Source organism: Clostridium sp. AM58-1XD (assembly GCF_003464085.1).
In the GTDB taxonomy this organism is placed as follows: Bacteria; Bacillota; Clostridia; order Lachnospirales; family Lachnospiraceae; genus Lachnoclostridium_A.
Genome location: NZ_QSDR01000010.1, coordinates 1 through 13,294, shown reverse-complemented (window position 1 = coordinate 13,294; position 13,294 = coordinate 1). Strand labels below are relative to the sequence as shown.

At 47.8% G+C, this 13,294-nt stretch carries 15 protein-coding genes and 1 pseudogene; all 16 read left to right on the top strand.

The window, feature by feature from the left end; all coding sequences use genetic code 11:
- Nucleotides 1–55 precede the first annotated feature (55 nt).
- The 16 genes and pseudogenes from DXA13_RS22920 (at nt 56) to hisIE (ending at nt 13,119) form a co-directional block, all read left to right on the top strand.
- Nucleotides 56–277 carry a hypothetical protein gene (locus DXA13_RS22920; protein WP_347559762.1) on the top strand — a complete coding sequence of 74 codons (222 nt, stop codon included), beginning with the start codon at nt 56–58 and terminating at the stop codon, nt 275–277.
- Between the two features lie 10 nt (nt 278–287).
- Nucleotides 288–1,034, top strand: a complete 747-nt coding sequence (locus DXA13_RS07730; protein WP_118243113.1) for a pseudouridine synthase — start codon at nt 288–290, stop codon at nt 1,032–1,034.
- A complete protein-coding gene (locus DXA13_RS07725) occupies nt 1,028–1,690 on the top strand; it encodes an HAD family phosphatase (protein WP_118243111.1) in 663 nt (220 codons plus the stop codon). The genes DXA13_RS07730 and DXA13_RS07725 overlap by 7 nt, the downstream gene beginning before the upstream one ends.
- Before the next feature lie 53 nt (nt 1,691–1,743).
- Nucleotides 1,744–3,708 (top strand): YgiQ family radical SAM protein, encoded by a 1,965-nt coding sequence (locus DXA13_RS07720; RefSeq protein WP_347559761.1) that lies wholly within the window; start codon nt 1,744–1,746, stop codon nt 3,706–3,708.
- 23 nt (nt 3,709–3,731) lie between these two features.
- Entirely contained in the window at nt 3,732–4,496 is a 765-nt protein-coding gene (locus DXA13_RS07715) for an SDR family NAD(P)-dependent oxidoreductase (protein WP_347559760.1), read from the top strand.
- A 59-nt stretch (nt 4,497–4,555) separates the two neighbouring features.
- Complete coding sequence (locus DXA13_RS07710) at nt 4,556–5,131, top strand: O-linked GlcNAc transferase-like protein (RefSeq protein WP_118243109.1); 576 nt, start codon at nt 4,556–4,558, stop codon at nt 5,129–5,131.
- Between the two features lie 21 nt (nt 5,132–5,152).
- On the top strand, nt 5,153–5,506 hold the full coding sequence (locus DXA13_RS22915) for a hypothetical protein (protein WP_347559759.1): 354 nt from the start codon (nt 5,153–5,155) through the stop codon (nt 5,504–5,506).
- Nucleotides 5,455–6,147, top strand: a complete 693-nt coding sequence (locus DXA13_RS07705; protein ID WP_347559758.1) for an RNA pseudouridine synthase — start codon at nt 5,455–5,457, stop codon at nt 6,145–6,147. Before DXA13_RS22915 ends, DXA13_RS07705 begins: the two co-directional genes overlap by 52 nt.
- Nucleotide 6,148: 1 nt before the next feature.
- Nucleotides 6,149–6,682 carry a Holliday junction resolvase RecU gene (locus DXA13_RS07700; protein WP_118243107.1) on the top strand — a complete coding sequence of 178 codons (534 nt, stop codon included), beginning with the start codon at nt 6,149–6,151 and terminating at the stop codon, nt 6,680–6,682.
- 110 nt (nt 6,683–6,792) lie between these two features.
- A complete protein-coding gene (hisZ, locus tag DXA13_RS07695) occupies nt 6,793–8,055 on the top strand; it encodes an ATP phosphoribosyltransferase regulatory subunit (protein ID WP_118243105.1) in 1,263 nt (420 codons plus the stop codon).
- Nucleotides 8,056–8,102: 47 nt separating this feature from the next.
- Entirely contained in the window at nt 8,103–8,756 is a 654-nt protein-coding gene (gene hisG, locus DXA13_RS07690) for an ATP phosphoribosyltransferase (protein WP_118243103.1), read from the top strand.
- Entirely contained in the window at nt 8,753–10,051 is a 1,299-nt protein-coding gene (hisD, locus tag DXA13_RS07685; protein WP_118243100.1) for a histidinol dehydrogenase, read from the top strand. The genes hisG and hisD overlap by 4 nt, the downstream gene beginning before the upstream one ends.
- A 57-nt stretch (nt 10,052–10,108) precedes the next feature.
- Nucleotides 10,109–10,698, top strand: a pseudogene (gene hisB, locus DXA13_RS07680) (imidazoleglycerol-phosphate dehydratase HisB).
- Nucleotides 10,699–10,980 carry a hypothetical protein gene (locus DXA13_RS07675; RefSeq protein WP_118243098.1) on the top strand — a complete coding sequence of 94 codons (282 nt, stop codon included), beginning with the start codon at nt 10,699–10,701 and terminating at the stop codon, nt 10,978–10,980.
- A 67-nt stretch (nt 10,981–11,047) separates the two neighbouring features.
- Nucleotides 11,048–11,773, top strand: a complete 726-nt coding sequence (gene hisA / locus DXA13_RS07670; protein ID WP_118243096.1) for a 1-(5-phosphoribosyl)-5-[(5-phosphoribosylamino)methylideneamino]imidazole-4-carboxamide isomerase — start codon at nt 11,048–11,050, stop codon at nt 11,771–11,773.
- Between the two features lie 38 nt (nt 11,774–11,811).
- Complete coding sequence (hisIE, locus tag DXA13_RS07665) at nt 11,812–13,119, top strand: bifunctional phosphoribosyl-AMP cyclohydrolase/phosphoribosyl-ATP diphosphatase HisIE (protein ID WP_118243094.1); 1,308 nt, start codon at nt 11,812–11,814, stop codon at nt 13,117–13,119.
- Nucleotides 13,120–13,294: the final 175 nt, after the last annotated feature.

Below are 13,294 nucleotides of genomic sequence, written 5' to 3'. Positions count from 1 at the left end.
CCTGCTCCTTGGAACACTGAAAAAGAACAGATTTGAGCCATCTCAGGCACTGGCGATGGCATTGAAAACAGGCGAGTTTCCCCATATGATTTCCTTTGCAAGAGATGACGAAAGAGTGATCCGGTATTTGAAGGGGGAGACGATCTCCCTTTTGGAAGATGAACAGAGAAAAAAGGGCTGGTGCCTGATCTGTGTGGAGGGATTCCCTTTAGGATGGGGAAAGTCCGCCGGCGGAAGTTTGAAGAATAAATACTATCCCGGCTGGCGATGGCAATAGGAGAGAAGATATGGCAGACAATCGAATGAGACTGGATAAATTTCTGACAGAAATGAACGTACTGAGCCGCAGCCAGGCGAAGGAGGCGGCCAGAAAGGGACGGATCCTGGTAAACGGAGAAACGGAAAAGAAGACGGATAGAAAGATCATCCCCGGTACGGACCACGTTGTGGTGGATGGACAGGAAATCCGTTATGCAGAATATGAATACTATATGCTCAATAAACCCCAGGGTGTCGTTTCGGCAACAGAAGATCATCTCCATGCTACCGTTTTGGATCTGATTGATACGAAGATAAGAAAAGACCTGTTTCCCGTAGGGCGCCTCGACATTGATACGGAAGGCCTTCTGCTGATTACAAACGACGGGGGGCTTGCGCACCGTCTGCTGGCTCCGAAAAAGCATGTAGATAAGGTTTACTATGCCAGAGTGGAAGGCAGGCTGCCTGACCATGCGCAAGAGCTGTTTGAGAGGGGAATCACGCTGCTGGATGGAACAGAGACGCAGCCTGCAGGTTTAGAGATTATAAATATCGGATGTAGGGCAGGAGAGAGCGAAGAGGACTACAGCGAAATCCGTCTTACGATTCACGAGGGGAAGTTTCACCAGGTCAAGAGGATGTTTGAAGCCGTGGGCTGCAGCGTGATCTATCTGAAACGCCTTTCCATGGGGCCGATTGAACTGGATGAAGGCTTAAAACCAGGTGAATACAGGAGATTGACAGAGAAAGAATTGGAGCAGTTGCAGATATGTTAAATGTTTTGAAGGATAAAAAAGCAGTTATTTTTGATTTGGACGGAACGCTGGTGGATTCCATGTGGATGTGGAAAGAAATCGACATTGAGTATCTGGGCCGCTTTGGGCTGTCCTGCCCGTCTGATCTTCAGAAGGTCATTGAGGGGATGAGTTTTACGGAGACGGCTATCTATTTTAAAGAACGGTTTCAGATTTCGGACTCTCTTGAGAAGATTAAACAGGACTGGACCCTAATGTCATTGGATAAATATAAACACGAAGTGACGTTAAAGCCTGGGGCCCTGGAATTTCTGAAGTGGGCCGGGCAGCGCAAAATGGCTATGGGAATCGCTACGAGCAACGGCAGAGATATGGTGGACGCCTGCCTGGATTCTCTTGGAATAGCCGGATATTTCGGCCAGGTGACAACAGCATGCGAAGTGGCTGCCGGAAAGCCGGCTCCGGACATATATCTGAAAGTGGCGGGAGACCTGGGAGTCAATCCCGAAAGCTGCGCCGTATTTGAAGACGTTCCTGCAGGAATTGAAGCAGGAAAAAAAGCAGGCATGACCGTTTTTGCCGTAGAAGATGAGTTTTCCCTTCCAATGAAGGAAGAAAAGATAAAGATGTCCGATTACTACATTCACGATTACTACGAGTTGTTGGGCATACGATGAGCTCTTAGCCAGGTCTTGTACGAGTTCAGTATGAAATGTATACAGGAGGAAATATGATAATCAGGGACTATTTGCCGGTTTCCATGGAAGATATGAAAAAACGTGGCTGGAAACAATGCGATTTTGTGTATGTTACAGGTGATGCATATGTGGATCATCCGTCGTTTGGACATGCGATTATAAGCCGCATTCTGGAAGCTCACGGCTATAAGGTGGGAATTATTCCGCAGCCGGATTGGAAAGATCCGGAAAGCATACAGGTTCTTGGTGAACCCAGGCTTGGTTTTCTCGTATCGGCAGGAAATATGGATTCCATGGTCAATCACTATACGGTATCAAAAAAGCGGCGGAGCCGTGATTCTTATACGCCGGGAGGCGAGATGGGTCACAGGCCTGATTATGCAGCCGTCGTATACAGCAATCTGATCCGGTCTGTTTATAAAAAAGTTCCGATTATTGTGGGGGGAATAGAGGCCAGCCTTCGCAGGCTGGCACATTACGATTACTGGTCCAATAAAGTGAAGCGTTCGCTTCTTCTGGATTCCCAGGCGGATTTGATTTCCTACGGCATGGGAGAGCGCTCGATTGTAGAAATTGCAGATGCTCTGGACGGAGGGCTGGCAGTCCGGGATATTACGTTCATAGATGGAACGGTTTACAGGACGAAAACCATAGAAACGGTTTACGATTACGAACTTCTTCCCGACTTCGGACGAGTGAGGGACGATAAGCGGGAATATGCAAAGAGCTTTTACAGGCAGTACTGCAATACGGATCCGTTTACAGGCAGGCGCCTCGTTGAACCTTATGAAAGCGATCATCTTTACGTCGTGCAGAATCCGCCGTCCAGGCCGCTTACAACGGCGGAGATGGATGATGTGTACAGTCTGCCTTATATGAGAAATTATCATCCTTCCTATGAAAAAAAAGGAGGGATTCCGGCAGTGGACGAGGTGAAGTTCAGCCTGATCAGCAACAGGGGGTGCTTTGGCGCCTGCAGTTTCTGCGCCTTGACCTTTCACCAGGGGAGAATTATCCAGGCCAGAAGCCATGAGTCCCTTCTGGAGGAAGCAAAACTGCTGACAGAGGAAAGGGATTTCAAGGGATATATTCATGACGTAGGCGGCCCTACGGCGAACTTCCGGTTTCCGGCCTGCAGAAAACAGATGACAAAAGGGGCATGTCCGGACCGACAGTGCCTGTTCCCCAAGCCATGTGGAAATTTAGAGGCAGATCATACGGATTATATCCAGCTGCTCAGAAAGCTCCGCAGCCTTCCAAAGGTGAAAAAGGTATTTATCCGTTCAGGAATCCGTTTCGACTATCTGCTGGCAGATAAAAAACGGGATTTCTTAAAAGAACTGTGTACCTATCATGTCAGCGGCCAGCTCAAAGTAGCTCCAGAGCACGTCTCTGATCCCGTATTAAGGAGCATGGGAAAACCGGAGCATTCCGTCTATCTGGAATTTGTGAAAGAGTATAAGAAAATGAATGAAAAATTGGGGCTGAAGCAGTATCTCGTTCCGTACCTCATGTCCTCCCATCCAGGTTCAACCCTGAAGGAGGCTGTGAAGCTGGCGGAATATCTGCGTGATCTTGGCTACATGCCGGAACAGGTGCAGGATTTCTATCCGACCCCATCTACAATCTCCACCTGTATGTATTATACAGGGCTGGATCCAAGGACGATGGATCAGGTGTATGTGCCAGTTAATCCTCATGAAAAAGCCATGCAGCGTGCGCTGATCCAGTACAGGAATCCAGACAACTACGAGCTGGTCGCAGAGGCGCTGAAAAAGGCGGGAAGAACTGATTTAATCGGCTTTGACGGCAGGTGCCTGATACGGCCGCGGGGAGCGGCCAAAGCGGCTGTGACCAAGGCGGCCAAAGAACGGAGCGTCGGAGGGAAACCCATGGCCCGGACCGGGGACGGCAGAACAGAGGGCAGTAGACCGGACAGAAAACAGACGGTCCGGAAAAAGACGATCCGAAACGTACACAGGAAGGCAAAAAAATAGAACAGTGAGCAGGAGGCAGAAATATGATGAAAAAGATCGCAGTCATTACAGGTGCTTCATCCGGAATGGGAAGAGAGATGATATTCCAGCTGGCTGACCGTTTCCGTACCGTTGAGGAGATATGGGTGATAGCCAGGCGGAAGGAACGGCTGGATGAGCTGAACGGACAGGTACCGGCAGTGCTCCGGACGTTTCCTATCGATATTACAGATAAACAGGCTTTAACCATTCTGAAACAGGCTCTGGCAGAAGAAAAACCGGACGTTAAGTTTCTTGTTAATGCGGCCGGATATGGAAAGATCGGGCTGGTTGGGGAAGTGCCTCTGGAAGAAGAGACGGGAATGGCTGCACTGAACTGTGAAGCGCTCGTTGCCGTCACCCATGTCGTGCTGCCCTATATGTCAGAGCACAGCAGAATCATTCAGTTTGCGTCTGCGGCGGCATTTTTGCCTCAGCCGAAATTTGCCGTCTATGCTGCCACAAAGGCCTTTGTCCTGAGCTACAGCCGGGCTTTGAATGAAGAGCTGAGGGATCGGAAAATCTGTGTTACAGCAGTATGCCCGGGACCGGTAAAGACGGAGTTCTTTGACATAGCCGAAACAAACGGAAAGATTCCTCTTTACAAAAAGCTTGCCATGGCAGATCCCAAAAAGGTGGCTAGGAAAGCGCTGATGGACAGCTGCGTAGGAAAGAGCATATCCATATACGGAATCCTGATGAAGCTGTTTTTCCTCCTGTGCAAAGTCGTACCCCACAGGATGCTTTTGAAGATTATGGGAATGATGTGAGTGAATATATAAGGGAAGAGTGAACGAACCAGAAGAGACGAAAATGGAGAGACAAAAAGATGAAAAATCACGGAAAAAATAAAGGAGAATACGGGTATCGGACCAGCCACAGGAAAATGCAGCTGTGTATGGTAGCATTTGGAGCGGTTATGATCCTGATCCAGCTGGGCGCCCGGGGATTTACGGACAATTCGTCCGTGAAGAATATACTGACGGTCATGGCTGTGCTTTCCGTACTGCCCACAGCTAATGTGGCGTCTCCGCTTCTTGCGGCATGGAGATACAAGACGCCGCCGGAAGCGTTTTACAGCAGGGTGCATGCATATGAAGAACATTTTATGATCCTGTATGAACTGATTATTACGTCGAAAGAAGCGATGATGCCGATGGATGCTGTTATTGTCCATCCGACCGGTATTTACTGTTACTGTACGTCAGAACGGGCCGATGCAAAAAAGGGTGAGGAGTACCTTAACGGGATGCTTACTGCTCACCGTCTGGACCCGGACAGCAAAATAATCAAAGATGAAAAGATATTTTTTCAGAGGCTTGAAAGCCTGAAACCGGCCTCCGAATATGATGACGACGGAAGCGTGGAATATGCAGCCGAATTATTAAAGCAGCTCTCCATGTGATGCCGGAAGGAGAATAGCAGGATGCGTGCGATTAAAATTACGAAAAATGAAGCTGGACAGCGGCTGGACAAGATGCTTTCCAAATATCTGAACCTGGCCGGAAAAAGCTTTTTATATAAAATGATGCGCAAGAAGAATATCGTTCTCAACGGTAAGAAGTGTGACGGCTCAGAAAAGCTGGCAGAGGGCGATGAAGTCAAACTGTTTCTTGCGGAAGAACAATTGACAAATTTTCAGAGGTGCGGATTCAGAAGGTACAGAAGAAAAAACTGGATATTATTTATGAAGATGAACACGTTCTTTTTATCAATAAGCCATCCGGCATGCTGTCTCAGAAAGCAAAGGATTCCGATGAGTCTCTGGTGGAATATGTGACGGATTACCTCCTCTCAACTGGTCAGATCGGCAAAGAAGGACTGCGCAGCTTTAAACCGGCCGTCTGCAACCGTCTGGACCGAAATACCAGCGGCCTTGTGGCAGCCGGAAAGACCCTGGCCGGACTTCAGATTATGGGAGAGATATTCAAGAACAGGAGCATTCACAAGTACTACCTCTGCCTTGTTAAAGGAAGCATTTTGAAACAGCAGAAAATTTCAGGATTTCTCATAAAGGATGAGCGGACGAATCAGGTATCCGTATACAGTGAAGAAATGGAAGGCAGCCTTCCGATTGAGACAGAATACATTCCTCTCGATGGAAACGAATCATGCACGCTTCTGAAGGTCGCTCTGATTACAGGGCGGTCTCATCAGATTCGTGCGCACCTGGCCTCCATCGGCCACCCGATTGCGGGCGATCCAAAATATGGGGATAGGAGAATGAATGAGGAATGGAAGAAAAAATACCGTCTGAATTCTCAGCTTCTCCATTCGTGGCAGATGGTTCTTCCTGAACTTCGGGAACCGCTTTCAGGCCTGTCCGGAAAATGCTTTACAGCCCCTGTTCCGGATGACTTCAGAAGGGCTCTGAAAGGAGAGGGCCTTGTGGTCGAACAGAAAGGCGGGTCAGGAGAGTAATATGGGAACTTGGAATACGAGGGGGCTGCGGGGATCTACGCTGGAAGAACTGATCAACCATACGAACGACAGCTACCGGGAAAAGAAACTGGCCTTAATTCAGAAAATCCCCACTCCGATTACGCCGATCGAGATCGCAAAGGAAAGCCGCCACATTACACTGGCGTATTTTGATAAAAAGAGTACCGTAGATTATATTGGGGCGGTACAGGGAATTCCCGTCTGTTTTGACGCAAAGGAATGTGCCGTAAAGACATTTCCACTTCAGAACATTCACCCTCATCAGATCGAATTTATGAAGGAGTTTGAGGAACAGGGAGGAATCTCCTTTATTATTCTTTCGTTTACCTCACTGGATGAAATCTATTACGTTCCTTTTTCCCATATATTTGCGTTCTGGAACCGGATGGTGGACGGGGGCAGAAAGAGCTTTACATATGAAGAAGTGGATAAATCCTGGAGGATCTTTTCAAAGAAAGATATGTTTATCCACTATCTGGAGATGGTACAGAAAGATTTGGATGAAAGAGATTGACAGTTTTCTGATTTTCTCATATAATGGACACATTATTTATTAAATTAGCAAATTATCACGTTACCACATTAAAGTGAATGAGCTGATCCGGAAAGAAAGGGATTATCGTTATGGACAATCAATTATTACACACGCCGGACGGAGTCCGGGATATCTACAGGGATGAATGTCAGAAAAAACTGGCTGTTCAGGATGGAGTTCATGAAGTATTCCGTCTCTACGGTTATGAAGATATAGAAACGCCTACATACGAATTCTTCGATATTTTTAATAAGGAGCGCGGAAGCGTTTCCAATCAGGAAATGTTTAAATTCTTCGACAGGGACAACAACACCCTGGTACTCCGTCCCGACGTGACGCCGGCAATTGCCCGCTGCGTTGTGAAATATTTTATGGATTCGGAAGCGCCGCTCAGGCTCTGTTACCTGGCCAGAACGTTTATCAACAACTCCAGCTATCAGGGAAGGCTGAAGGAGACGACCCATACAGGCGCGGAAATGATCGGAGAGGACAGCCCTGAGGCAGATGCTGAGATGATTGCCATGGTAATTACCTGTTTAAAATCAGCCGGCCTGAAAGAGTTTCAGGTAGAACTGGGACAGGTGGAATTTTTCCGGGGGCTGGCGGATGAAGCCGGTATGGATGAGGAGACGCAGGAAGAGCTTCGGGAACTGATTGAGAATAAAAATTATTTTGGCGTAGAGGAACTGATCAGTGAACGACCTGTTAAAGAGAGTATGAAGGAAGTCTTCCTGAAGCTTCCGCAGCTGTTCGGCCCTTTGAACGAAATCAGCAGGCTTCGCAGCATGACGGATAATAAAAGGGCGCTGAAGGCAATTGAACGCCTGGAGCGTGTTCAGACGATTCTGGAGGCATATGGAATGGCGGAATACGTGTCCTATGACCTTGGTATGCTGAGCAAATACAAATACTATACGGGAATTATTTTCAAGGCATATACATATGGAACGGGAGACTATATCGTGACGGGCGGCCGTTACGATAAGCTGCTTCTGCAGTTTGGAAAGGACCGTCCTGCAGTCGGCTTTGTCATCGTGGTGGACCGCCTTCTGCAGGCTCTGTCCAGACAGAAGATCGAAATCGAAACCTCTCCTGTCAGCACGGCAATTCTCTATGATCCATCCGCCTGGGAAAATGCCGTCCGACTTGCATGCCATCTGCGGGAGAACCAGATGGCCGTGCAGATGATCCGCAGGGAAGAGTCTAAAGCAACGGAGGTTTACAGGAAATCTCTTGCAGAAGGGCCGGTAAGAAACCTGCTTTTTCTGGATGAAAAGGGTGAAACTGTCCATTTTATCGGCGTTAGAGACGGGAAATCTCACGATATCCCTTTTGCCGAATACATGATGTAACCGTACGGACGGTCACGAATTGAACATAGAACAGGAGAACTGAAACGATGAGGTATTTAACGATTGCCCTTGCCAAGGGACGGCTGGCCAACAGAACGATGGAGCTTTTTGAAAAAATAGGAATCCGCTGTGATGAGATGAAGGATAAAAGTTCCCGGAAACTGATTTTTGTAAATGAAGAGCTGGGAATTCGCTTTTTCCTGGCAAAAGCCACGGATGTTCCCACTTATGTGGAATATGGAGCAGCCGATATCGGCGTCGTAGGCAAGGATACGATTCTGGAAGAGGGACGAAAGTTATATGAAGTGGTCGATCTGGGATATGGAAAGTGCAGGATGTGCGTCTGCGGTCCGGAATCTGCCAGGGAGCTTTTGAAGCACCACGAGCTGATCCGCGTAGCGACGAAGTATCCGAATATAGCAAAGGACTATTTTTATAATAAAAAGCATCAGACAGTAGAAATTATCAAGCTGAACGGTTCCATCGAGCTGGCCCCGATCGTCGGCCTTTCTGAGGTCATCGTGGATATCGTTGAGACGGGCTCCACGCTGAAGGAGAACGGCCTCTCCGTACTGGAGGAGGTCTGCGGTCTCTCCGCGCGGATCGTTGTAAACCAGGTCAGTATGAAGCGGGAAAATGAGCGGATTACAAAGCTTTTGAATGATTTGAGAGCAGAAATCGGAAAGGAGCAGCAGTTATGAGAATCGTTACACTCGATGAAACATCCAGACAGAATATTTTAGCGGATCTGCTCAAGAGAGATCCCAATAATTACTCGGCATATGCGGATACCGTACAGGAAATCGTAGATCAGGTAAAAGAAAAAAAGGACGAAGCGCTGTTTGCGTATACAGAACAATTCGACAAGGCGCATATCGATGCTTCCACCATAAGAGTAACAGAGGCTGAAATCGAAGAGGCCATGAAGGAAGTGGATGCAGACCTCATAGAAGTCATGAAGAAATCCATGGCGAACATCAAAGAATACCATGAGATGCAGATCAGAAGAAGCTGGTTCGATTCCAAGCCGGACGGAACGATTCTGGGACAGAAGATTACGGCCCTGGAAAGCGTAGGCGTCTATGTGCCGGGGGGAAAAGCGGCGTATCCGTCTTCCGTCCTGATGAACATTATCCCGGCCAGAGCAGCCGGCGTGAAGCGGATTGTTATGGTGACGCCTCCCGGTAGGGACGGAAAAGTCAATCCTGTAACCCTGACGGCCGCCCATTTGGCAGGCGCTACGGAAGTTTACCGCATCGGAGGCGCCCAGGCAGTAGCGGCACTGGCATTCGGTACAGAATCCATACCAAGGGTCAATAAGATCGTAGGCCCGGGCAATATTTTCGTGGCTCTGGCTAAAAAGGCAGTGTATGGTCATGTGAGTATCGACAGTATCGCGGGGCCCAGCGAGGTCACCGTACTGGCTGATGAAACGGCTAATCCGCGTTACGTGGCGGCCGACCTTTTATCACAGGCAGAGCACGACGAACTGGCCTCCGCGATTCTCGTTACAACCAGCATGGAACTGGCGGAAAAAGTTTCTGAAGAAGTAGACAAATTTGTACAGTCTCTGTCCAGAAAAGAAATCCTGGAAAAATCATTGGAGAATTATGGATATATCCTCGTGGCCGACAAACTGGACGACGCCATTGAAACCGTCAACGCCATTGCGCCGGAGCATTTGGAAATTTTAACCGCTAACCCGTTTGAAATCATGACGAAAATTCAGAATGCGGGGGCGATTTTCCTCGGAGAATACAGCTCCGAACCCCTGGGCGATTATTTTGCAGGCCCGAATCATGTGCTGCCGACGAATGGAACGGCGAAATTCTTTTCCCCTCTCGGAGTAGACGATTTTATAAAGAAATCGAGTGTGATCTACTATTCCAGAGAAGCGCTGAAAGCGGCTCATAAGGATATTATTGCATTTGCCAAGGCGGAGCATCTGACGGCTCACGCTAATTCCATCCGGGTCCGCTTTGAAAACGAGGAATAAACGGGAAATGCCCATAGAACGAAAAATGGAATGCGGATTGAGAATCAGGAGGTTTTTATGACAGAGAGGATTGCCGAAATCGTACGAAATACGAAAGAAACTCAAATACAGCTGCGCCTTAACCTGGACGGAAGCGGAAAGGCGGATATTCAGACGGGAATAGGATTTTTTGACCATATGCTGAACAATTTTGCGCGTCACGGCCTGTTTGATCTGACAATTGAAGTTACGGGAGATCTGGAAGTGGATACCCATCATACCATTGAGGATACAGGTATCGTTCTTGGAGAAGCAATCCGGCAGGCTGCAGGCGATAAAAAGGGAATTGTCCGTTACGGGTCCAAAATTCTGCCTATGGATGAAGCCTGATCCTGTGCGCCCTCGATCTCTGCGGCCGTCCTTATCTCGTATACGATCTGAAGCTGGATCGGGAATTTGTGGGGGATCTGGAGACAGAAATGATCCGGGAATTCTTTTATGCCGTATCATACGGCGCCGCGATGAACCTGCACATAAAGCAGATGGACGGCAGCAATAACCATCACATCATTGAAGGCGCTTTTAAGGCGTTTTCCAAAGCCCTCGATGAGGCAACGAAATACGATTCCAGAATTACAGATGTACTTTCTACAAAGGGGGCACTGTAGATGGCCGGTTTATTCGGTATTGGCCGTGATACGGTCTACATAGGTCAGTCTGCTGAAGAGATGGAACGCATCCGCAGAATCCTGGAGCAGAACCATATTCCATATCAATACGATGTGAGTGATCCTACAGCCCGTTTTCTGGGGCCGGGAAGGGGTACGACGAGAGGAATGGGGAGTGCCGGTCTGGATCTTGGCAGGGCGAAGCGATACGAAGTTACCGTAAAAAGAAGTGATGCAGAAAAAGCCAGATTTTTAATTAAAAACGAGAGCGGACCGTCATAGGAAAAGTCATGAGACAGGCCAGACACAGGCCAGACATACAGAAAAAAAGAACAGGAGAGATGTACGAATGCAGTTATATCCGGCAATAGATATTAAAAACGGGAAATGCGTCAGGCTTACCCAGGGATTATTTGATAATGTAACGGTTTATTCCGACAATCCGTCCGATATGGCAAACCTGTGGAAGGAGCAGGGAGCTTCTTTTCTTCATCTGGTAGATCTGGACGGCGCACTGGCCGGCCGTTCAGTCAATGAGGAAGTAATCAGAGGGATCGTGGAGAGTACGGGACTTCCGGTGGAAATCGGAGGTGGAATCCGTACCAGAGATGCGGTGAAAAATATGCTTGAATTAGGTGTTTTCCGCGTGATTATCGGAACCAGGGCGGTTGAACGGCCGGAATTTATGAAAGAGCTGACAGAAGAGTTCGGTCCGGACAGAATTGTGGCCGGAGTCGATGCCAGAAACGGAATGGTCGCAATTGAAGGATGGGAAAAAATCAGTACCATTTCTGCGGTTGATCTCTGCCTGAAAATGAAAGACTTCGGCGTGGAACACATCGTTTACACGGATATATCAAGAGATGGGATGCTGACAGGACCAAATGTGGAAGCGACAAGAATGCTGACAGAAAAAACGGGACTTGACATTATCGCATCCGGCGGTGTATCCTCCATGGAGGACTTAAGCGCCTTATCTCTGGCTGGAATCAGAGGAGCCATAATTGGTAAGGCCCTGTATGAAAAGCGGATTGACCTGCGGGAGGCTGTCCGTCTTTTTGAAAAGCTGAAATAAGAGACAGAGATATCTTGGGCGGAACAGGAGAGACGAATATGGATAATTACAAAAAATTAATTCCGGGATTTTCCTGCAAAGAAGGGCAGGCCATAATTTACGACGAAGGTCAGGTATATTACAGTGATGATATTCTGACTCTTTGCAGATATTACAGTGACAATGGTGCAGATGAGATTTTTATTTATGATGCATCTGAGACAGAGGAAGACCATGAAAACACAATCGGCATTATGAAAGAAATCGCACGGAATGTGGACAGTCCGCTGATCGCAGGCGGCCGCGTAAAACGGCTGGAAGATGTGAAAAAATATCTTTATGCCGGAGCCAGAGCGGCGTTCCTCGATGTCAGCATCGACGAAAATGTGGATTTGATGAAGGAAGCGGCAGACCGTTTCGGCAGCGAAAAAATCTATGCCTATCTTCCGGAGATGAAATATCTCTCCAATATAGAGGAATATGGTCAGCTGGGGGCATCCGTGATGATTCTTGACACGGACGAACTGGGAGATGAACCTGTAGCTGAGGATCTGCAGAGGCTGGCTGATTCCAGCCATCCGCTGATTGTTTTCTGTGATGAAGACAAACCTGGAGCGCTCACATCCTATTTGAAGATTCCGTCCGTATCAGGCGTTCTGCTGTCTGTTCCGGAAGAAAAGGAAGGCAACTGCATGAATACAAAGCAGGAACTGAAAGCCAGAGGAATTCCTGTCGATATCTTTGAATCATCCGTGGAATGGAGCGCGTTTAAGCTGAATTCAGACGGCCTTATTCCTGTCATCGTACAGGATTATAAGTCATCAGAGGTGCTGATGATGGCTTACATGAATAAAGAAGCATATGAACAGACGCTGAAAACAGGCCGGATGACATATTACAGCAGGAGCCGCCGTCAGCTGTGGCTGAAGGGGGAAACCTCCGGCCATTTTCAGTATGTAAAATCATTAAAACTGGATTGTGACAATGATACGATCCTTGCGAAAGTAAACCAGATCGGCGCAGCCTGCCATACAGGATCCCGTACCTGCTTCTTCCAGACACTTGCAGAGAAAGAGTACAGAGAAACGAATCCTCTGAAGGTATTTGAAGAGGTATATGCAATTATACAGGACAGAAAAATTCATCCCAAAGAAGGGTCCTATACGAACTATCTTTTTGATAAAGGGATCGATAAAATACTGAAAAAAGTAGGAGAAGAAGCTTCGGAGATCATCATTGCGGCCAAGAATCCGAATTCGGAAGAAGTGAAGTATGAAATGTCAGACTTCCTCTATCATATGATGGTTCTGATGGCAGAAAAAGGACTTCGATGGGAAGATATCACCGAAGAACTGGCAAATCGTTGATTTAATCAGAAAGCCTTTAAAGAAAAAGAGGGATATGGTATAATGACCGCAAAGCGGGCATTATACCTGCGCATATCGGTTTCTGCGTAACACCGCAGAAATCCGCGCGCTAAATTCTGCCGGAAGCGCCATATCGGCGCAGCCGGTATGGTATAATGACCGCAAAGCGGTCATT

What these genes read in the sequence shown, in the direction of transcription:
- DXA13_RS07730 (WP_118243113.1), top strand. Translation starts at nt 288, where the DNA reads ATGGCAGACAATCGAATGAGACTGGATAAATTTCTGACAGAAATGAAC.
- hisZ (WP_118243105.1), top strand. Translation starts at nt 6,793, where the DNA reads ATGGACAATCAATTATTACACACGCCGGACGGAGTCCGGGATATCTAC.
- hisG (WP_118243103.1), top strand. Translation starts at nt 8,103, where the DNA reads ATGAGGTATTTAACGATTGCCCTTGCCAAGGGACGGCTGGCCAACAGA.
- hisA (WP_118243096.1), top strand. Translation starts at nt 11,048, where the DNA reads ATGCAGTTATATCCGGCAATAGATATTAAAAACGGGAAATGCGTCAGG.
- DXA13_RS07705 (WP_347559758.1), top strand. Translation starts at nt 5,455, where the DNA reads ATGCTGTCTCAGAAAGCAAAGGATTCCGATGAGTCTCTGGTGGAATAT.
- hisD (WP_118243100.1), top strand. Translation starts at nt 8,753, where the DNA reads ATGAGAATCGTTACACTCGATGAAACATCCAGACAGAATATTTTAGCG.
- DXA13_RS07725 (WP_118243111.1), top strand. Translation starts at nt 1,028, where the DNA reads ATGTTAAATGTTTTGAAGGATAAAAAAGCAGTTATTTTTGATTTGGAC.
- DXA13_RS07720 (WP_347559761.1), top strand. Translation starts at nt 1,744, where the DNA reads ATGATAATCAGGGACTATTTGCCGGTTTCCATGGAAGATATGAAAAAA.
- hisIE (WP_118243094.1), top strand. Translation starts at nt 11,812, where the DNA reads ATGGATAATTACAAAAAATTAATTCCGGGATTTTCCTGCAAAGAAGGG.
- DXA13_RS07715 (WP_347559760.1), top strand. Translation starts at nt 3,732, where the DNA reads ATGATGAAAAAGATCGCAGTCATTACAGGTGCTTCATCCGGAATGGGA.
- DXA13_RS07700 (WP_118243107.1), top strand. Translation starts at nt 6,149, where the DNA reads ATGGGAACTTGGAATACGAGGGGGCTGCGGGGATCTACGCTGGAAGAA.
- DXA13_RS22920 (WP_347559762.1), top strand. Translation starts at nt 56, where the DNA reads ATGGCATTGAAAACAGGCGAGTTTCCCCATATGATTTCCTTTGCAAGA.
- DXA13_RS07710 (WP_118243109.1), top strand. Translation starts at nt 4,556, where the DNA reads ATGAAAAATCACGGAAAAAATAAAGGAGAATACGGGTATCGGACCAGC.
- DXA13_RS22915 (WP_347559759.1), top strand. Translation starts at nt 5,153, where the DNA reads ATGCGTGCGATTAAAATTACGAAAAATGAAGCTGGACAGCGGCTGGAC.
- DXA13_RS07675 (WP_118243098.1), top strand. Translation starts at nt 10,699, where the DNA reads ATGGCCGGTTTATTCGGTATTGGCCGTGATACGGTCTACATAGGTCAG.